General features: G+C 43.9%; 16 protein-coding genes. 15 read left to right on the top strand and 1 reads right to left on the bottom strand.

From position 1 onward, the window contains the following. Nucleotides 1–78 precede the first annotated feature (78 nt). From ACTNDI_RS03110 to ACTNDI_RS03055, 12 genes are all read left to right on the top strand, one after another. Nucleotides 79–1,683 (top strand): response regulator transcription factor, encoded by a 1,605-nt coding sequence (locus tag ACTNDI_RS03110; protein ID WP_441099296.1) that lies wholly within the window; start codon nucleotides 79–81, stop codon nucleotides 1,681–1,683. Nucleotides 1,684–1,695: 12 nt separating this feature from the next. Beyond that, complete coding sequence (locus tag ACTNDI_RS03105; RefSeq protein WP_441099295.1) at nucleotides 1,696–2,637, top strand: sensor histidine kinase; 942 nt, start codon at nucleotides 1,696–1,698, stop codon at nucleotides 2,635–2,637. Beyond that, entirely contained in the window at nucleotides 2,630–4,027 is a 1,398-nt protein-coding gene (locus ACTNDI_RS03100; protein WP_441099294.1) for a hypothetical protein, read from the top strand. The genes ACTNDI_RS03105 and ACTNDI_RS03100 overlap by 8 nt, the downstream gene beginning before the upstream one ends. Nucleotides 4,028–4,174: 147 nt before the next feature. Beyond that, a complete protein-coding gene (locus tag ACTNDI_RS03095) occupies nucleotides 4,175–5,242 on the top strand; it encodes a sugar ABC transporter substrate-binding protein (protein WP_441099293.1) in 1,068 nt (355 codons plus the stop codon). A gap of 108 nt (nucleotides 5,243–5,350) precedes the next feature. After that, nucleotides 5,351–6,829, top strand: coding sequence for a sugar ABC transporter ATP-binding protein (locus ACTNDI_RS03090; RefSeq protein ID WP_441099292.1), 1,479 nt, complete (start codon nucleotides 5,351–5,353; stop codon nucleotides 6,827–6,829). 13 nt (nucleotides 6,830–6,842) lie between these two features. After that, nucleotides 6,843–7,805 (top strand): ABC transporter permease, encoded by a 963-nt coding sequence (locus ACTNDI_RS03085; RefSeq protein WP_441099291.1) that lies wholly within the window; start codon nucleotides 6,843–6,845, stop codon nucleotides 7,803–7,805. 54 nt (nucleotides 7,806–7,859) lie between these two features. Next, on the top strand, nucleotides 7,860–8,828 hold the full coding sequence (locus tag ACTNDI_RS03080; RefSeq protein ID WP_441099290.1) for a flavodoxin domain-containing protein: 969 nt from the start codon (nucleotides 7,860–7,862) through the stop codon (nucleotides 8,826–8,828). Between the two features lie 303 nt (nucleotides 8,829–9,131). Beyond that, nucleotides 9,132–10,118, top strand: a complete 987-nt coding sequence (locus ACTNDI_RS03075; RefSeq protein WP_441099289.1) for an NAD(P)H-dependent oxidoreductase — start codon at nucleotides 9,132–9,134, stop codon at nucleotides 10,116–10,118. Nucleotides 10,119–10,626: 508 nt separating this feature from the next. Then, the gene (locus tag ACTNDI_RS03070; protein ID WP_441099315.1) at nucleotides 10,627–11,880 is read left to right on the top strand and encodes an IS110 family transposase; all 1,254 of its coding nucleotides are present in this window, start codon (nucleotides 10,627–10,629) and stop codon (nucleotides 11,878–11,880) included. Nucleotides 11,881–12,348: 468 nt separating this feature from the next. Continuing rightward, entirely contained in the window at nucleotides 12,349–12,624 is a 276-nt protein-coding gene (locus tag ACTNDI_RS03065) for a putative quinol monooxygenase (RefSeq protein WP_441099288.1), read from the top strand. A 354-nt stretch (nucleotides 12,625–12,978) separates the two neighbouring features. Beyond that, nucleotides 12,979–13,434 (top strand): C-glycoside deglycosidase beta subunit domain-containing protein, encoded by a 456-nt coding sequence (locus ACTNDI_RS03060; protein WP_441099287.1) that lies wholly within the window; start codon nucleotides 12,979–12,981, stop codon nucleotides 13,432–13,434. Beyond that, complete coding sequence (locus tag ACTNDI_RS03055; protein ID WP_441099286.1) at nucleotides 13,431–14,414, top strand: sugar phosphate isomerase/epimerase family protein; 984 nt, start codon at nucleotides 13,431–13,433, stop codon at nucleotides 14,412–14,414. Before ACTNDI_RS03060 ends, ACTNDI_RS03055 begins: the two co-directional genes overlap by 4 nt. A gap of 166 nt (nucleotides 14,415–14,580) precedes the next feature. Here the strand turns inward: ACTNDI_RS03055 and ACTNDI_RS03050 are convergent, their stop codons facing one another. Then, nucleotides 14,581–15,390 (bottom strand): MurR/RpiR family transcriptional regulator, encoded by an 810-nt coding sequence (locus tag ACTNDI_RS03050; protein ID WP_441099285.1) that lies wholly within the window; start codon nucleotides 15,388–15,390, stop codon nucleotides 14,581–14,583. A gap of 373 nt (nucleotides 15,391–15,763) precedes the next feature. On the opposite strand from ACTNDI_RS03050, the gene ACTNDI_RS03045 reads away from it, so the two are divergent. The 3 genes from ACTNDI_RS03045 (at nucleotide 15,764) to ACTNDI_RS03035 (ending at nucleotide 19,459) form a co-directional block, all read left to right on the top strand. Then, the gene (locus tag ACTNDI_RS03045) at nucleotides 15,764–16,543 is read left to right on the top strand and encodes a TIM barrel protein (RefSeq protein WP_441099284.1); all 780 of its coding nucleotides are present in this window, start codon (nucleotides 15,764–15,766) and stop codon (nucleotides 16,541–16,543) included. A 130-nt stretch (nucleotides 16,544–16,673) separates the two neighbouring features. Then, nucleotides 16,674–17,738 (top strand): Gfo/Idh/MocA family protein, encoded by a 1,065-nt coding sequence (locus ACTNDI_RS03040; protein WP_441099283.1) that lies wholly within the window; start codon nucleotides 16,674–16,676, stop codon nucleotides 17,736–17,738. Between the two features lie 62 nt (nucleotides 17,739–17,800). Next, the gene (locus tag ACTNDI_RS03035) at nucleotides 17,801–19,459 is read left to right on the top strand and encodes an ABC transporter substrate-binding protein (protein WP_441099282.1); all 1,659 of its coding nucleotides are present in this window, start codon (nucleotides 17,801–17,803) and stop codon (nucleotides 19,457–19,459) included. The last annotated feature ends 41 nt before the right edge of the window (nucleotides 19,460–19,500 follow it).

Below are 19,500 nucleotides of genomic sequence, written 5' to 3'. Positions count from 1 at the left end.
GTCTTCCTTGAGCCAGCGGAGTGTATTATCCGGATATTTTGGGCATATTGCTAAAGTTACGTCATGGAAGGAAGAAAAATGTTGAGAGTGATTATTGCGGATGATGAGAACCTGATATGTCAGATGATTGTGAAGGTGGTTGACTGGGAAGGATTGGGCATGAATGTGTGTGGAATTGCTCATGATGGCCTGACGGTATTGCGCCTGATTCAAACAGAAAAGCCGGACATTGTAATTACTGATATTCGGATGCCTGGAATAGATGGTCTCGATATGATTCGAAAGGCGGAAGCAATCGATGAGCATGTCAGGTTTCTGATCATTAGTGGATACAGAAGCTTTGATTATGCCCATATGGCAATAAACCTTGGAGTTAGTCATTATCTTCTTAAGCCGATAGATCATGTGGAATTGGAGGACACATTAAAGCAATTATATTATGAAATAACTAAAGAGCAGGATGAAAAGAATGCAATTGAGGAGCTCAGGTATAAGTCACAGAATAATAAGACCCAACTACGACGGCATTTTTTAAATGATATCATTCATAAAAAAAATATTCATGATAATTCTCATGAATTTGATAATGAATTGTCGGGTACAGTGGAATTCAGTGGGCAGATATTTCGTGCTTTTATTGTCAAATTGGATATGCCGGAAGTGAAAGACAGCTCTGAAATTCTTAATATACTCGTTTGTAAAGTGGAACAGTTTATGGCAAAGCAGAGCTTTGAATATGTGAACAGTACATTGAATACGGGAATTGTTTCGATTGTGAATTATACATCCGGACAATCCGATGAAATCAGAAATATCCTCTTGGATCTTGAGAAGAAACTTCAGTATGAAACTGGCAAATTTGAAAATTGCACAGTTACGATAGGTGTCGGTACGGAACGAAATGTGATCCGGGAAGTAGCTGACTCGATTGAGGATGCTGTGACGGCAGTAAATTGCAGAATAAAAAAAGGAAGAGACTGTGTGATATTCTATGATGAACTTTCTTACGGCCTGTTTCCTGTTGATGACTTCCTTAATATGGAGAGAAAAATTCACATCAGTCATATTGTGGAGGCTCTGGATGCCCAGGCTATTCACGAAGAAGTGGACGGGTTTTCAAAATATCTGAAATTCCATCCGAATTACCATCCAAAGATTGTTTTTGATTACGTCAAATGTATTGAGCAGATCGTGAAAGAGGTCCTGACCAGAAATCATGTAAATGAAGACATCATCATGGATTTTGGAAAAGAGATTGAAAAAGCTTTGGATATAGAGATCGATACTAATAATATTCTCTGGTCGATCAGCACTTTGTGTCAAAGAACGTTTGGAAAAATTCTTGAAGACCGCAAACAGAATACGGAATTACCGATCCGAAAAGCAAAAGCATACATGGCTGAACATTTTTTCGAAAACATCACGCTGGATACGGTGGCAAATTTTGTCGGATGGAATGCAGCTTATCTTAGTATGCAGTTCAAAAAATCTGCGGGAATTGGATTTTCTGAATATCTTACTTTTCTTCGCATAGAGAAGGCGAAACAAATGATAAAAGAGACAGATACTCCGATAACGCAAATCGCAGAGGCTGTCGGATACTTTGATTATCGGTATTTCAGCCGGATTTTTAAAAAGAATATAGGACTTAAGCCAAGTGAATATCGGAAATTATATCAGTGAGGTAAATAGCTTTTGTATATTTCATGGATGGTGTTAGGTGTATTGTTGGGATTATTGGTAGCTGAGGAAGTGAGAAACTGGAGAAATGGAAATCTTCTTCAGAAAATGCATCAACAGATGAATGAGGAAAGAAAAAAGGTGGGACTTTCGTCCATCCCGTTTAAGACACAGCGTGTTTGGAACTCTTCTGATTCGTTAAGAAGAATGAATGTGGCATTATCAGAGCTTTTTGACATAGAGGAGAAAATGCGGAGATCGTCGCTGGAACAGGAATTAATGACCGAGAAAATGCGCTTCACACAGCTTCAAAATCAGATCAATCCACATTTTCTTTACAATACACTGGAAAATATCAGGGCCAGAGCGATCATTGATGACAATCTAATAGTTGCAGATATGACAGAAGCATTATCGCAGTATTTTCGATACAACATCAGCAAAGGAAATGACATTGTAACACTTTCCGAGGAACTGAATAATATCAGGCTTTATATGAAGATTCAGAGATTTCGATTTGCCGACAGGATGTCTTTTCAGCTTTTTATTCACGATGATGGTGGAATTGCGGATCATTGTCAGATTCCGAAGATGACACTGCAGCCGATTGTGGAAAATGCGATTTTTCATGGGTTGGAAAATAAACGTGAGAAGGGAACCGTAACGATCCATGTAGAGTTTACAGATGCTCATGTCGTTATCTGGGTTACAGATGATGGAGTGGGAATGTCACCTTTGCAACTTAAGAATCTGAGAATCAGCTTATCGCGCAATCCACTTTATAGTGTGTACACTCACCGGGGAGGCGGTGGGATCGCTTTGAAAAATGTGAATAATCGATTGAAATTATTATATGGAAATGAGTGCGGTATTGTAGTCAACAGCACGGAGGGTGTGGGAACGCAGGTTCGGCTGGAAATCCCTTTGATTTTGAAAGATGGAATCAGACATGAATAAAGAACTCCTTAGAGCGAATGAATTAAAGCTGAATTATGAGAATGACACTGCGGAATCCTTTACTTTTATTCTGTATGTGGGCGAAATCGTGGAGATGCTGGGAAATGAGAATTCAGGAGGTCGGGCTCTCTTTGCTTTTCTGGAAGGGAAAATACCGGTTATGGCCGGTACCCTATGGTTTCGGGGACACCTATATTGTGCCGGAGAATATTTTAATCAACCGCTGATTATTAATATTATTGGAAAAAGACCTGCGCTGATTCACAGTCTGACGGTTGGAGAAAATATGATCCTTTTTTCCGGAAGTCGCAGGCTGATGCAGATCATACGGAAAAAGAATATTATGAATCAGGCAAATTTTCTTCTAGCACAGGTTGATGCAGGATTCAGGGCAGAAAAAAAAGCAGAGGATCTGGATGCAATACAAATGTGTATGCTGGAGTTGTTGAGAGCAATCTATGCGAATGTTTCACTTGTTTGCATAGATAATTCGTTTTCGGAAATAGGCCAATCGGGAATCAGTCATATTTGGAGGGCTCTTTCATTTTTGAAGAAAAGGGGAATCAGTGTAATTTACAGAGGAGAAGGCGTGCCCAAAATGGTCTCTCTGGCGGATCGGGTAATGATCGTCAGAAATGGACGGGTGATCAGAGAGTGTTTTGAGAATGATTTTACGATGGAGCAGTTTTTGGCATGGATGCGGGGTGGAAAAATCGTATTGGCCGAGAAGGGGAGAAATAAGGAAGGCGGAAAAGAGGTGCTTCTTCTTCGTAAATTGACCGGCCCTAAATATCTCAATCAATTTGATCTTCGAATTTGCGAAGGACAGATTGTAGGAATTTATGATATGAATAATCAGGCGAATCGGGAACTTGCGTCAATTTTGACGGGCTCAGTAAAGGCTGTGAGTGGTGAAATATTTCGTGAGGGCAGACTGTTTACTCCAGACGGCAAATTCGGGGGATGGCTAGCCTATCTGCCATTGGAGTTTCAACGATGCAGTGTAGTGGCGGGATTATCGCCGGAAGAAAATCTTATGCTTCCTGTGATGCGCAAGACGCAATTTTTGGGCGGAATTCTGAATGTAAGAGTAAGGAATTTTCTTCGAGAGGAAAACAAATGCTGGCTTCCAGATCGTCATGAAATAGAGCATGACGGCATCGGAAGCCTTAAGAAAATGCGAATGTTCTATGAGAAAATTCTACTTCAGAAACCACAGCTGCTTGTGAGTGAGGTGTTCAACACCGAGGCAGATGTGGATTTTTTTCAAATGCACAGAAATTATCTGATGCAACTCTCCAAAAATGGAACAGCAATAATTATTGTCTCTCAACAGTATAACGATTTGCTTAAGCTATGTGATCGGGTGGAGATTGTCAATTCTGACTGAAATATTTGAGAGACACTTCATATCATCTAAAAAAAATCCACATTTTCAATAAAGCGTGGCATCGTTAACCGCTGCGCGTATGACTATAATTAATGCATCGATAAAGCAAAACTATATATTTTGCAGGGACAGAAAAGGAGAAGATATATGAAGAATAAGGTTTTGGGTATGATTTTAGCTGTTGCGATGACTGCGGGAATTGTTTCCGGATGTGGCAGTACTACAGCATCCTCTGACGCAAATGCAGACTCCGCGGGTACTGTGGAAACCTCTGCATCAGCAGGTGTTTCTGATGAGGCAGCCAAAGAAACCTCAGAAGCTGCAAAAAAGACAGACGATAAGCAGCTCTTTATAGGTGTCACATTTCCTACGGTAGCAAATGATTTTGCCGTGGCTCTTCGCGATGGGACGATAAAGGCTCTTGAAGCAGCAGGGTGTAAGGTACAATTTGATTCTGCCGACGGAGATGTTACTGCTCAGGCGAACCAGGTTGAAAATGATATCACCTTGGGGTGCGATGCAATTGTTGTCTGGCCGGTTAATGGAGACGGTATTGCGAGTACTGTAAAAAATGCAGTGGATGCAGGTGTAGAGGTTCTAGGGTTCGCAAATGCAATTCCGACAGCTACTGCAAATAATGTAGCAGCAAGCGATGGAGATATGGGAAAAGCTCTTGCACAGATGGCTGGTGATTGGATCGATCAAACTTATGCTGATGCAGGTGATGGCGATGTTACTGTACTTTGCATTACGGCTTCTAATACCCCACAGGCGATTGAACGAAGTGATGCGATGAAGACAATTCAGGATAATTCAAAGGTGAAAATGATTACCGCAGATGTCGACTGGGACAGCCCGGATCAGTCAAGACAGCTTGTCGAGAATCAGCTCCTGGCTAATCCGGATATTGATGTAATCCTGACCCCTGGCAATACTCCGGGAATTGCTGCGAACAACTATGTCATGAGTTCGTCTTCTCCAATTAAGGATAAAAGCAAGTTTGCCGTGTTTACAGTAGATGAAACAGAGGAGGTCACTTCTGCAATTAAAGCCTCCGAAAACAATGAAGCCGTTCTTAGAGGAACTATTTCGATGGGCTCAATCGACAATACAATTAATCAGTTGATGAAATCGGTACAACCCTTCATTGATGGCGGTGATATGGCAGATGTAAAAGGCGATGCGACTGTTGTCACAGCGGATACTCTGAAATGACTGTGTTTATACAGCGAAAACGATTAAAGCCTTAGAGAAAAGGAGCCTTCGCGGGTTAACCTGCGAAGGCTTTTGTGTCTAAACGGCAATGTCTGAAGGAGGGAATGGATGAATAAAGAAATAATACTGAAAATGCAGGATATTTCTAAATATTATCCTGGGGTTAAAGCGCTGGATCACGTAAGTTTGGAAGTTCATACGGGAGAGGTACATGCTCTGCTGGGTGAAAATGGAGCTGGAAAATCAACTTTGATTAAGGTCCTTTCCGGAGCTGTTGAGAATGATGAAGGAACGATCTATATTCAGGACAGAAAGTTTGATAAAATGACACCCTCACTGTCGGGTCAGAATGGCGTTCAGGTTATATATCAGGAGTATAACTTGATCCCATGGCTGACAGTGGCAGAAAACATATATCTTGGCAATAAAATGCATGGATTGATTGATTTAAAAAAACAAAGACAAGAGGCAAAAGAATTGCTACAGAGATATAAAATCAATCTTGATCCGGGTGCTTATGTAGGACAACTGCCTCCGGCTAAACAGCAACTTGTTGAAATTGCAAAAGCGGTTTCGAAAAATCCTAAAATTATCGTAATGGATGAACCTACTGCACAGCTTACGCTTGCAGAAGTACAAAATCTATACAGTCTAATACGTATGTTGAAAGAAAAAGGGTGTGCAATTATTTATATTTCACACAGACTGGAAGAATTATTTGCTGTAACAGATTGTATCACGATTATGCGTGACGGGAAGTATGTTACAACAGTCAGAACCAGCGAAGTAAATAAGGAGCAATTGATTTCGCTGATGGTTGGACGAGAGTTGAAAAACAACGGCCAGAGAAAGAGCTGTGCCACAAATGAGGTTGTCCTCAAAGCAGAGCATATCACTGGATATGCAAATACAGACTGTAGTTTCGATTTAAAAAAAGGCGAAATACTCGGATTTGCCGGGCTTGTCGGTGCTGGAAGGACCGAATTGCTGCGGGTGATTTTCGGTGCAGACAAAAAACTTGATGGAAAAATCTATATCCATGGTAAAGAGGTAAATATTACAAGCCCGGAAAAAGCAATTCATTACGGAATAGGACTGATCCCTGAGGACCGTAAAATGCAGGGATGTTTTTTGAATCAGCCCATAGCCTGGAATATTGGTATGGGTAATATGTATTCAATGACCAGACATGGATTGATCAGTGAAAATATTATTTCTGAAACGGCTTTAAAGTATAAAAAGATGCTGAATATTAAGACGCCATCTCTTAACCAGTTGGTCAAAAACCTTTCAGGCGGAAATCAGCAAAAAGTAGTTCTTGCTAAGGTTCTGAATGCACATACAGACATTATTATTTTTGATGAGCCTACAAGGGGAATTGATGTAGGGGCAAGAGCAGAAATTTATGAATTAATGGATCAGTTGGTTAAAGAAGGGAAATCTATTATCATGATAAGCTCAGACATGGAGGAGCTTCTTCAGATGTCTGATCGCATAATTGTTTTGTCAGAGGGAAGGATAACCGGGGAAATTCAGAAATCAGAGTTTTCACAGGAACGTGTGTTGAGTCTTGCTTCAGTAAATTAAGAGGGAAAAGAAAATGGAAAAGACAACGATGTCTTCTTTTATAAAGAAGAATATGATGTGGGTAATTTTAATTGTGCTGATGATAGTTTTTGCGATTCTGTCGCCGAACTTCCGTTCATTTCGTAATCTCATGAATATCCTGACACAGAACGCTTATTTCATAATTGCTACAGTAGGTGTTGCAATGATTATGATTAGCGGAGGTACAGATCTTTCGGTTGGTAATGCCATGGCAGTGATGGGAGTCAGCGTTGCTTTGATGATGGAACATGGACTGCCGGTACCTCTGGCTGTCATTATAGGAGTTTTGATTGGTGCTTTACTTGGAGGATTTAACGGTTTTTCCTCGAATCTGCTCAAAATTCATCCGATGATTGTTACTCTTGCGACCATGACAATGTTTAAAGGAATTTCTTATATTCTTTCCGGATCTAAGTCTTTCTATAATTTCGATCAGAGCTATTTGAACATCGGGCAGGCAATGGTTGGAGTAATTTCCGTACCCGTTATTATTATGATCATTATTTGTATTCTGGTCAGTTTTGTTCTCAATAAAACAGTATTCGGCCGATTTATTTACGCGGTTGGCGGGAATGCTGAAACAGCAAGACTGGCAGGGGTGAATGTTCATAAGATCAAATTTCTTACGTTTTCCTTTGCGGGCGCATTGTTTGGAATCGCTTCTATTATTCTAACTTCTCGCGGCGGATCAGCCAGTTCGCAGATCGGACCAGGTGTTGAATTTGACGCGATTACAGCCTGTGTCCTTGGAGGCGTTTCATTCATCGGCGGCGCAGGACATGTTTCGGATGCGGTAGTCGGTTGTTTGATTCTCGGTGTACTTACAAACGGAATGCAGATGATCGGTATGGATGTTAACTCTCAGTATGTAGTGAAGGGTATTCTGCTTCTTGTATCGATTGGCTATGATACTTACCAGCAGCAGGCAAAGGCCAGGAAAAAGCTGACGAAATAATCCATTAAATAATTGGGTATCGCATGAAATATTTGAGGGCTAGGGAAAAATAAGATGAGAATTCTGATTGTGTATTATTCACAGACGGGGAATACACAGAAAATTGCACGTGCTATTAGAAGTGGGTTAAGAGAAAATGGAGATGAAGTAACGCTGCGTTTCCTGAAGGAGGCCTCATACAGGGAGCTGGAAAATTATGACGCTTTGGGATTTGGGTCGCCGGTTTGGTATGAGATGCCTCCAAACATGCGAAAGTTTGTAGAGGAAATGCCTGATCAAAAAGGAAAGCCTGGATTTTCATTTTGCACTCATGGAACGATGCCCGATTTATATTTCCCGTTGGTAGTCCCAAGACTTGCAAGAGTGGGTATGAAGATTGTGGATTGGAAAGATTGGTATGGTAACTGCTCTATCCAGATATTTCCCGAACCTTATTATACAGCCGGTCATCCTGATAAGGTGGATTTGTCAGAAGCGGAAGAGTGGGGGAAAGATCTCTCAAGAAAACTGGACAAGGTCTATAGAGGGGATGACCGGGAGATCCCGCGCTGTCCTGCTCCTGATATGATGCCGGCACATGCTAATGCGGCTATTGATCATCTCGGAGGGTTTCATAATGTGCATGGAAGCTTGATTCGTGATCCCCAAAAGTGTTTATGGCCAAAATGTCACATATGTATGGATAACTGTACTATGAATTATATCGACTATACTGTAAATCCACAAAGATTTGGCTCAGAGGGGAACAGGTGTGACGACCGTCACGGTTGTACTTACTGCGAAATGTTGTGCCCGACGGGTGCAATTAAGCCGATGGTACCATATGAGGAAGCTGCGCCTGTCGGAATTGACCATGGATCAGAGCTTTTTTGTATGGTACTAGAAAAAGCGGAAAGAGAAGGAAAATTCAGACGTCTGACCCCTTTATCGGAAGTCGGAACAACAACCCCATATTATTCCGTTCATACTGGACATCCCAGGATCAGGCAGATTGATACAAAGAATGATAATTATGAGAAATAAACAGCGCAGGTGCCAGAACATATCAACGGATGGTCGTGTCTTTGCCTTCCATATATGTTGTGAATGATTTATTACGTTTTGCTGGTTATAATTGAATCATTTTATTTGACCTGATCCTGGGATATCATAAACTGTAATAGTCAATTTATTCTTCATTTCCGGTGAGTATGCGAGAATACAGAATTTGGGTGTAATGTTAATATGATAGGAGTACTGAGAGATGTACATACTAAAAAAGCGTGCGCTCGAAACTACTGCTAATCCGGAACATTCGGATTCACAAAATGGAAAGTGAGAAATCATATGAACATTCTTGGAATTTCATTTGGCAAAAAAAATGCAAACACGGACATTCTGGTCAAGGAAGCCCTCTACGGCTGCCGTGAGGCAGATGCGGATGCGGAGATCCGTTTTGTTAATACCTGCAATATGAACATTGGAAGGTGCAGGGGATGCGGGGCCTGCTCCACTGCGTTGGAAAAGGGAAAAGATAATGACTGCGTTTTCAAGGATGATTTTCAGGAACTGGAAAACCAGGTCCGCTGGGCAGATGCCATTATTCTTGGGGCTCCCGTCTATGTTCTGCAACCTGTGGGTCAGTTTAAAGATTTTGTAGATCGATTCTCTTGCAGACATGACTATTCGGCAATTACCTGGGTTCTGGACAAAAGAAGAAAGGGAGAAATGCCGGGTAATGCAGATGACTTCCCAATGGAACGGTTGAAGAAGAGAACAGTTTCTTATATTTCTGTAGGCGGGGCGTCAACAGAGAATTGGACATCCATGGGAACCGCGACGCTTCATCTGTTCGGATTCCCACCTATGATGAAGGTAATGGGAAATTACAATGCAAACTCCATGGGTACGATTGCAAATCCGTATCTTGACGATCAACTGATGAATGATATGCATGAAATGGGGAGACGGACGGTTCAGGGATACGATGATGACAGCGTAGAGTTCTTCCAGAGCACAGCCAAGCCGGCAGGGGTATGTCCGGTTTGCCATCAGAGAATCATCACCATTCTTCCGGGTACTACCCGTGTAGAATGCCCGATTTGTGGAATCGAGGGTGAGCTTTCCATCGAAAATGGCGCGGTTCATGTCGAATTTTCCAAGGAACAGCAGGAGCGGGCAAGAGGAACCTTCAAGGGACTTCGCGAGCACACCGTGGAAATTCAGGGCTTCGGAGCGATTTGTGCGCCGAAGATCATGAATAATAAAGAGAAGCTGGACAAACTGATGAAGGAAAGAATCCGGAATTTCGATACGGCTATTCAAAATAAGTAAAGATACAGGTACGGCTTGTCACAGGTGGCGCATGAGAAGAGATCCATGCAAAACCACGGTGACAAGCCGGTTTTTTAGGAATCTTTTATTCCGGATGTCGGTTTTGTGTCGAGATAGAGCCGACGGTATATTTCACTGAGCGTCAGTATAAATGTTTCAGAAAGAAGGACGCTTTCAATCAGATTCCGAATTAACAAAATCGTGGTATGGAATGGAAGTAATACACTCAAATACTTTTTTCACAATTGGACGCTGTGAACGGCTTTGAGCGATTATGTATCTGGTACATTGGGGTTCAGAGATCGGTATAAAGCATACTTGGGGTGGGGCGGGAGTTCTGGCAGGAGCCAGGGCGACACCGATTCCTGCGCGGCATTCCTGTAATTCATATATAACGCCAATTGAATAAAAAGAAACCTCAGGTAAGATTGAGGTGTCATCTGACCGGATGAAACACACAACAATCGAATCGGAGGTTTCACTATGAAATACTAAACAGAATGAACGGATTTCTCAAGTCTCTTCGGATACTCTTGTTATCGGAGTCGATATCGGCGAGGAGAAGCACTACGCAAGGGCGTTTGATTACAGAGGTCTAGAGTTCTCAAGAAGAGCTCTTTCATTTAGCAACTCAGCTGCCGGATTCAACATATTTTACAAGTGGCTGGAAGAAATAAAAGAACGTACCAGAATGAAGAAGGTAATCATCGGCTGTGAGCCGACGGGGCACTACTGGTTCACATTTCAGAAGTTTCTCCATGATCACAAACTGAAACTGGTAGTTGTAAATCCGTACAGTGTTAACAGAAGCAAGGAACTTGATGATAACAGTCCTGAGAAGGACGACATCAAAGATCCCAAGACGATAGCCGGACTGGTAAGGGAAGGCAGATACAGTACAGCATATATACCGGAAGGTAACTATGCGGAGATCAGAGAAGCACAGGTGTGCCGGGATCAGATCATGAAACAGCACGTAAGACTATCGAATCAGATCCAGACATGGCTACAGCAGTACTTCCCGGAATATCTGGAAGTTTACAATAAGTTCGATGCAGAAAGCGGGTTTCTGGTACTTGAGAAGGCACCACTTCCAGCAGACATCATAAAGCTTGGTGCAGAAGGGATAAAGCAGATCTGGAAGGACGCGAAGCTGCGCGGGAGATTAGGAATCAGCAGGGCACAGACCCTTATAGAAGCAGCGCAGGAAAGCGTCGGACTGCAAGGTGGAGAAGCAGCCAGGTTCCGTATCTGGGTGCTGATCAGCGATTACCGCAGGAAGCAGGAACAGCTTGAGCGGGTTGATGAAATTCTGCAGAAAAAGGTGATGTTAGTACCGAACGTGGAGAAACTGTTCGCCATAAAAGGAGTAGGGTTCAGCTCGGTTGCGGGATTTATAGCAGAGGTAGGTGATATCGGACGTTTCACCGATCCGAAACAGATCCAGAAACTTGCGGGACTGGAGATTACAAAACTTAGTTCCGGTAAGCGGAAAGGCAAGCCCGGGATCAGCAAGCGCGGGAGGCGAAGACTGCGCAGGGTGATGTATGAAGCAGCAAGGGCGTTGATGATATGGGATCCAGCGTTCGGCGATCTGTTCCTGTATTATCGCAACAGGATGTGTCATCCGCTGGGTAGCATGCAGGCAAAGATAGCGGTGGAATGCAAGGCAATACGGGTGTTCTACGCGATCCTGAAGCATGGATGTGACTATGATCCGAAGAAGCTGCAGAAGGACATCATCAGGCCGGCAACGGCATAACAGCAACAAGTAAACAAACAGCACGAATGTAACAGGGAACGTCCGCCAGATGATCAATTGGCGCTGAATTACAGGAGTGCTCCCTACGAAGACAAAGCAGAGCGAAGCTGCTGAAGCATATCGTTTGGGGCAAGACCCCGTATAGGAGCAAGAGCGGCGCCCGAACTATGGACAGGCTGAACGAAGGAATTTGGGACATCAGCTGAGCAATGGATGATCCTGTTAGACATGAGAGGGTGGCAGCCATAGGGAACCAAGGGGAACGATTCGCCTTCATAAAAAGGATGACGTTTTATTTCATGAACCTTTATTCCTGGAAAAGCAGCACAGAGAAGCATCAGGATGCAGCTTTTCGCCCATACATTGTTTTGTCTGTAGTCCAAGAAACTTTATGACACTGCCAGAGATGGCTTGAAATCAGGCTTCTTTGGTAAATATGCATAAAAGAAAGTAGAGAGATAAAAAGATATGGTAATCGTATTAAATGATAACAGAGTAAAAGATGTAGCGGCATATATGCCTCTGGCAAAAGCATTTGCAGAAGATACAAAAACAGAAAAAGGCTGTATTGAAATGAATGTCGGAGTTGATCACAAAGTTCCAGGCAGAGTTATATTTGTATCAAAATGGGAAACGAAAGAAGATTTTATGAATAGTATTGGCGGACCTGCTTTTCAGAAGCATATACCTATGATGGGACAGTACTATATCTCCGGACAGGATATTTTTCTGGAAGAATGTTAATGAAAAATCTGCCCCTTTTGGTTCGGCTGTGAAATGTGAAAAGTCTAGAACCAGTCTGACAGCAGATTTTTCGATTGGTTATTTAATGGTTAAAGCGGATCAGCTTAGGCGTCAGAAGAGATAAAAGGTTTATTATACAGTGATCCAAAATAAGTGATCCGGATGAAAAAGTCATAACTGGAAAGGAAATTTTGACTTCAAATTAAAAAGGCAAAGATAAGAGTTCTGAAAAAAGGGTTCACGTCACGTGCAAGGAAGCAGCTGGTTTAATACAGTTTGTGGCACGACTTATCGTATGGGCGTTTACTTAACATGTAGACGTTTGGTTCCGGCAATCCGGAAGGGAGGAAGATCATGGGATTTGCGATGAGAATGAATCTGAACGGATCGATTGTAAAGACTGATACCTTCAGAAACTATTATATTAACGGGAGAAAAAACGGTTTTGAATTTGATGTTCAGCTTGCCTATTATAGAGGACATTATCTCTCGGACATCGATTTGCTGGAAGTATGGTTGGATGGAGAGAAGATGCCACAAGAGGCAGTGACCTTTGAATTAAATGGAAAGGAAATGCCGGTTTACAAACTTTCTTATGCAGTTACAGAGTTTTGGAGCCAGGTGCAGCCGGCCAGGATTCGCGTTATCCGAAAAGGCGGCGTAGGAGATGGGAAGCATGAGCTGGATTTCCGTCTGATGCTTCGCGTTCCGTATATGCAAATCGGACCGGGACATGACTTTATGGCACTTGATTCGGGAGAAAAAGTTACTGTCAATGTAAAGGACCAGAAGGAAGGTGAGACAGAATGAGCCAGATGAAGCTGGGTGCAACCCTGTTTTGCTACGGAACAGAATATGCAAGATTTCAGTATGATTTTGAGGAATGCGTAAAGCAAGCGGCACTTGCAGGAGCATCGGGGTATGAGATCGTTGCGACGCAGATGATTCCTTCTTACCCGAATGTCAGTGATGAATTTCTGGGACTGGTTAACGATTTGAAACGTAAATACGGAATAGGTCCGGTGTCCTACGGAGCAAATAACGATAAAGGAATGCGGACAGACCGAAATCTGACGGATGATGAAATGCTGGCTGATGCAATCATCGATCTGAAATCGGCAAATAAGCTTGGATGTAAGGTCATGCGGGTTCAGTACATGATGAGCCCGGAGGCATTTGCCCGGCTTGCGCCATATGCGGAGCTCTTTGATGTACGATGCGGCATTGAGATTCACAACCCGGAGACACCGGGTTCGCCTGTGATGCAGAGATATCTGGATGTTATCAGACAGACCGGATCTAAATATCTGGGGTTTGTGCCGGATTTTGGATTTCTGGCAGTACATCCGAATCGTCCGCAATGGATCAAAGCCTTAAAAGCAGGAGTAAAGGAAGAGCATCTTCTGCTTGCCCAAAGGTTGCGTGAGAAAGGCGTGTCTCAGGAGACAGCGGTGAAAGAGGTTATGGCGGCCGGCGCCTCTGCAGCGATCATGCCTGCTCTTGCCGGTATGTGGGGATATGTTCAATTTCATGATGAGAGCGCACTCTCCGGTCTGCTTCAGGAACTGAAAGACATTCTTCCGTACAGCGTGGAGTGTCATTGCAAATATCACTATCTTGATAAGGATTTCCAAGAGGCAAGCATTCCTTATGCCAGGATCTTTCCGGTGTTAAAAGATTCAGATTTTAACGGATATCTGATTTGTGAATACGAAGATGAACTTGGCTGCGGCGGGACTGAATATACAAAGAGAATGTTCCAGATGGAGAAAAGGCTGCTGGATTTGTAACGCGTTTGATATGGTGATACATAATCAGGGATTCGGATGAGGGAAGTATAGGAGAAAACACATTTTAAGTGATAGGACAGTATAAGTGATAATACAGGAACGGCTTGTCACATGCGGCGCGTGAGAAAGATTCACGTAAACTGCAGGTGATAAGCCGTTCTTGTTTTTAAGAATTTTTTGTTCCGGATGCCGGTTTTGTGTCGAGATAGAGCCGACGGTATATTTCACTGAGCGTCAGTATAAATGTTTCAGAAAGAAGGACGCTTTCCAGGGCATTGGAAATATCCACTCCCTGAAACAGCTGCTGATCGACAAATTCTGCATACTGACTTTCTTTGGAACTGAGAAGAATTACGTAAGCACCGGTATGGCGGATTTTCCGGAAGACAGGGGTCATATCCATTGTTTCTGCGTGTTCGATGGTCTGGCTGAAAATGATAGAACGGCTGGTCAGTGTATCCGCATAAAGCATGATCTCGGGTGGCAATTCCGCTACACAGGTCTCAATTCCGGTCATGGCGAGATTCTGCTGGAAGGAGTTGATGGCAGCTGTGTGATAAGGAAAGAAAAAACAAACTTTGTCGGCTTCGTGAATCTGCCGGGCGAGTGTGGTAAGGGAATCTTCCCGAAATGTTTTCTGCATCAAAACATGTGTGGATTCCATCTGCTCTGAAATCTTCCGGATTAATGCGCCGTTGTCGTTCAGCCGGGATGTGTCCATCAGGCGATTATAATAGGAGTAGTGGTGAACTGCCTGTCTCAGCTCATAGTGAAAGTCCTGATAATTTCCGTAGCCGAGCATGGACAGCATTCGGCGTATCGTTGTACGGGAGGAGTCGGTCAGATCTGCGAGCTCATAGATATTGGATTCCGCAGCTTCCGGCAGGTGCGTAAGAATATTTTTGATCACGCTTCGATAAGTACTGTCCGGCATCAGGTGATCATACAATCCGATAAGATTCTGAAGTACATTCATGGCTTTACTCTTATAAAACAGTATCCCGATAAGGGGAAGGGCTGGTCTAATCTTTCTATTTGTGATTGTGATAAATCTATTTCTGCATTGACCCGGTTACGCAGACAATGCGATGTGGGTCATGATTTTTGACACTGTAACTATTTTATCAGGAAATTCTTAAATTACAACGTTCAGGTTTCAAATCTGATACCAATGCATCTTGTACGGCACCTGTGCGCTGATAATGAAACCAAAGAACCCTATATAGAACGCGGGCCAAGAGGACGTTCGATATACTTATATTCAAGAACAGAGCAGTGCTGCATCAGGATGAGTGAAAATTGGCGGGCAGAACTGCTGAAGACTGTTGAATGTAGGAGGAGGGTTTTCTATGAAACTGAGTTTATGTCTGGATTTGCTGTATCTTGAGATCGGCCCTACAGGCCCTGTATTTGCGGATACAGAAAAGCTGCTGGTGGGAATGGACCTCGCGAAGAAGACTGGCATTGATACCGTGGAATTCTGGGACTGGTACGGGAGAGACTGGAAACGTCTGCTTGAGAAGAAAAAGGAGCTTGGGCTGAACGTTTCTGCTATTTGCGCAAAAGACAGAGGAAATCTGGATGATCCGTCGAAACTGGACGAAGCGCTGGCCGGACTCAAGGAGACGCTTGAAGTTGCCAGGCAGTTTGAGTGTCCGAATGTCATTGTAACTGCCGGGGCCAATTCTGCAGTGGATCATGAGGAACACAAAAAGGCAATCATCGCAGGATTAAAAAAGATGGCTCCGCTTGCGGAAGAGGCCGGAATCACACTGATTCTGGAGCCGATTTCCGGGGAGTATTTTACCGATTCTGAGGAAGCCTTTGATATCATCCGGCAGGTTGAAAGTCCAAGGGTTCGTCTGCTCTATGATATCTTCCATTTTCAGTGCATGGAGGGCAATATCATCCAGACCGTCACGGAGAATATCGGGAAAATCGGCCACTTCCATGCGGCCTCTGTGCCAGGAAGAAATGAGATTACCAGAGGAGAGCTGAACTATCCGGCAGTCATTCACGCGATTCAGGAATCGGGATATCAGGGATGCTTTGGACTTGAGTACCTGCCGACGGCAGGCAAAGAGGAGAGTGTACTTGCCTGCAAGGCGCTTTTCGAAAAGAGTCTCTGAGCGCAGGCTGCAGATACTGTGGGACTATAGAACCACAGAGCTATAGAACCATAGAACGCAGGGCAAGATGAACAAAGAACGAGGTCAATCAGAACACGAAAATACAAGGAAATTAACAGGGAGGAAAAAGATGAAAACTTTGCACATTGCTATTATCGGTACCGGCGTCATTGCTACAACAAAACATATTCCGAATCTGATCAAGAGAGATGATGTAGAAATCACCGTGCTCTGTGATGTGGATACGGAGAAAGCACAGAAGGTAAAGGAAGAGTTTGGCCTTAACGGCGCTGTGATTACGCCGGATTGGAGAGAGGTGGTTCGCAGCAAGGATGTGGACGTGGTGCATGTGTGCACACCGAATCCACTCCATTATGAGATCACGATGGCGGCATTTGAGAACGGAAAACACGTTCACTGTGAAAAACCGATCGCGCTGAACTATCGGGATGCAAAGACCATGGCGGATACAGCGAAGGCAGCACATCTGAAGTTCACTACGGGTACTCAGTGGAGATACAATCCGGCACCGATGCGTATGAAACAGATGGTTAAGGACGGTGTATTCGGAGATATTTTTTACATCAAATCCCAGCAGCTTCGGCCCAGAAGGCTTCCTGCATATGGCGTGTATACGTCTAAGGAGCTGAACGGAGGTGGCGTTCTGATGGATGGCGGCCCTCATTCCATTGATCTTCCGATGTGGCTCACAGACAACTATGAAGTGGAAAGCGTGAGAGGCGTAACCTTTGATAAGATGAAGAATTTTCCGGAGGGAAATGACCTGGGTCCGTGGGATCCGAAACATTTTGATGTGGAGGACACCGCAATGGCCATGATCACGATGAAGAATGGTATGCTCATTTACATGGAAACAGCGTGGGCAAGCAATCTTATCCAGCCTGCCATGGGCGTGGTAGCTGAGATCTGCGGAAATAAGGCTGGCGCAGATATGGTCGGACCGGGATTCGAAGATCACGTTCGTCTCACAAGAGTAGTTGATGGAAAACTTACTACTACCACAGAGAAAATTGAAGAGAAAATGGATATGAATGCTTACGATATCAATCATTGGATTGACGCAATTCAGAGTGACGGAGATCCTGCCGTGCTTCCTGAGCAGGCGGTTACGGTAGTGCGTGTGGTAGAAGCTATCTACAAATCCGCAGCAACGGGTGAAACGATACATTTTTGATGGAAGAAAAATAATACTTCCCGGATAAAACGGGAGATTGGCAAGGTATTGGGGGAACTAATATGAAGGCAAAAAGGATTGTTGCGATAATAGCGGCTGCAGCAGCCGCAGTATCATTAGCGGGCTGCGGCTCCGCTTCCGGGAAAGCAGGAGGAAATGTAAAGTCAGGTTCGCAGACGGCATCTTCCGTTGTGGCGGATGAAAAATCGAACACAGGTGTAGAAGGTGTTCTGGACGCAAATGCAGATCCGAAAAATACGGAGACATCAGATGAAACGGTAACGGTTGCATTTTCGGCGGAGCCGTCTGGTCTTTGGGGAGCTGGAACCGGAAAAGTGGAGAACGAAGCACAGATTGTTGACGCTGCCATCATGGACGGTCTGGTATCGGTTGACAGAACCAGCGGTGAAGTAGTTCCCAGACTGGCAAAATCCTGGGACTGGGTGGACAGTACACACTGTAAATTTACTCTGCGTGATGATGTTACTATGACAGATGGCACGCCTCTTGTGGCTGACGATGTCGTATATTCTGTAAACTGCTGGATGGAGTACAGTGCAAGCAGCGATACCGGGCGTTTTCTGAGCGGAGCAGAAGCTGATGATGAGCACACGGTGACCATCGGATTTAATACAGAGGCACCGGATATGCTTTACATGCTGGCCTGGTCGAACTTCGGGATTGTGTCTGAGGATGAAGTGAATGCATTGGGAGGACCGGAAGCCGCGGATAAGAATCCGGTTATGGGAGTCGGACGCTATAGGTTCAAAGAATGGAAGAACGGACAGTACATTACTCTGGAACGCAATGATAATTATTATGACAAGGATTATAAAGGATATTTCAAAGAGATCAAGCTGATCTTTGTAGCGGATGCTGCATCACGTGAGATGTCGGTAGAATCCGGAGATATTCAGGTGGCTTATGATATGCCGCTGAATACAGCAGTTTCTTTTGTAGGGAATCCTTCTGACAATGTAATTGCTTATTCCTTCGGGCAGGTGACGCACCTTTGGTATAATATGGGAAATAAAGCCGGCGCAACCAAGGATCTGAAGGTCAGACAGGCAATCGACAAAGCCATTGACTTTGACGCAGTGGCAAATGTGGGAACCGCAGGTTTTTCGGGGCCGGCTCTCGGTTACTTTGAAGAGAGCAGCCCATATTATACGGAAACTTTCACTCCTGAAGAGAGAAAACAGGATATTGAAGGAGCTAAGGAACTTCTGAAGGAAGCGGGATATGAGAACGGACTGGATATAACCATTGTCGGGATGCAGGATATGTCGAACATGTTCACAGTGCTCCAGGAGAGTCTGAGACAGGCGGGAATCAATCTTACCATCAACATCGTAGACACCCCGCAGTTTGTGCAGGCGGCGAACGGAGGCGACTATGACATCATCTGTGTGGGTGATCTCTGCGATGCCCGCTATCCGGCTATGATGCCTTTCTTTATACAGTCCTGTATTGATAATTTCAATATCGGCGGGTCAAAATACACCACACCGGAGATTGAGGAGCAGGTTAAGGCGTTTATCGCGGAAACAGACCGTTCAAAGGCAAAGGAAGAAGCTGCTGCATTGGAACAGACCTGGAAGAAGGACATGTATTTCTCCAATATGTACAAGGAGATGAAGGCTGCGATCACAGCTAAGGATATCAAAGGCTATTATACAATAGAAAGAGGATTTATAGATTTAACCACTTTGTACAAATGATATTTTAATAGGCACAGGCAGTCTGATATCTGCCTGTGTCT

It is taken from the genome of Bilifractor sp. HCP3S3_D3, assembly GCF_052063915.1.
Classification (GTDB): Bacteria; Bacillota; Clostridia; order Lachnospirales; family Lachnospiraceae; genus Bilifractor.
The sequence above is the reverse complement of the archived record's forward strand: the minus strand, read 5'-3'. Positions and strand labels throughout refer to the sequence as shown.

What these genes read in the sequence shown, in the direction of transcription:
- ACTNDI_RS03110 (WP_441099296.1), top strand. Translation starts at nt 79, where the DNA reads ATGTTGAGAGTGATTATTGCGGATGATGAGAACCTGATATGTCAGATG.
- ACTNDI_RS03100 (WP_441099294.1), top strand. Translation starts at nt 2,630, where the DNA reads ATGAATAAAGAACTCCTTAGAGCGAATGAATTAAAGCTGAATTATGAG.
- ACTNDI_RS03095 (WP_441099293.1), top strand. Translation starts at nt 4,175, where the DNA reads ATGAAGAATAAGGTTTTGGGTATGATTTTAGCTGTTGCGATGACTGCG.
- ACTNDI_RS03090 (WP_441099292.1), top strand. Translation starts at nt 5,351, where the DNA reads ATGAATAAAGAAATAATACTGAAAATGCAGGATATTTCTAAATATTAT.
- ACTNDI_RS03085 (WP_441099291.1), top strand. Translation starts at nt 6,843, where the DNA reads ATGGAAAAGACAACGATGTCTTCTTTTATAAAGAAGAATATGATGTGG.
- ACTNDI_RS03080 (WP_441099290.1), top strand. Translation starts at nt 7,860, where the DNA reads ATGAGAATTCTGATTGTGTATTATTCACAGACGGGGAATACACAGAAA.
- ACTNDI_RS03075 (WP_441099289.1), top strand. Translation starts at nt 9,132, where the DNA reads ATGAACATTCTTGGAATTTCATTTGGCAAAAAAAATGCAAACACGGAC.
- ACTNDI_RS03065 (WP_441099288.1), top strand. Translation starts at nt 12,349, where the DNA reads ATGGTAATCGTATTAAATGATAACAGAGTAAAAGATGTAGCGGCATAT.
- ACTNDI_RS03060 (WP_441099287.1), top strand. Translation starts at nt 12,979, where the DNA reads ATGGGATTTGCGATGAGAATGAATCTGAACGGATCGATTGTAAAGACT.
- ACTNDI_RS03055 (WP_441099286.1), top strand. Translation starts at nt 13,431, where the DNA reads ATGAGCCAGATGAAGCTGGGTGCAACCCTGTTTTGCTACGGAACAGAA.
- ACTNDI_RS03050 (WP_441099285.1), bottom strand. Translation starts at nt 15,390, where the DNA reads ATGAATGTACTTCAGAATCTTATCGGATTGTATGATCACCTGATGCCG.
- ACTNDI_RS03045 (WP_441099284.1), top strand. Translation starts at nt 15,764, where the DNA reads ATGAAACTGAGTTTATGTCTGGATTTGCTGTATCTTGAGATCGGCCCT.
- ACTNDI_RS03040 (WP_441099283.1), top strand. Translation starts at nt 16,674, where the DNA reads ATGAAAACTTTGCACATTGCTATTATCGGTACCGGCGTCATTGCTACA.
- ACTNDI_RS03035 (WP_441099282.1), top strand. Translation starts at nt 17,801, where the DNA reads ATGAAGGCAAAAAGGATTGTTGCGATAATAGCGGCTGCAGCAGCCGCA.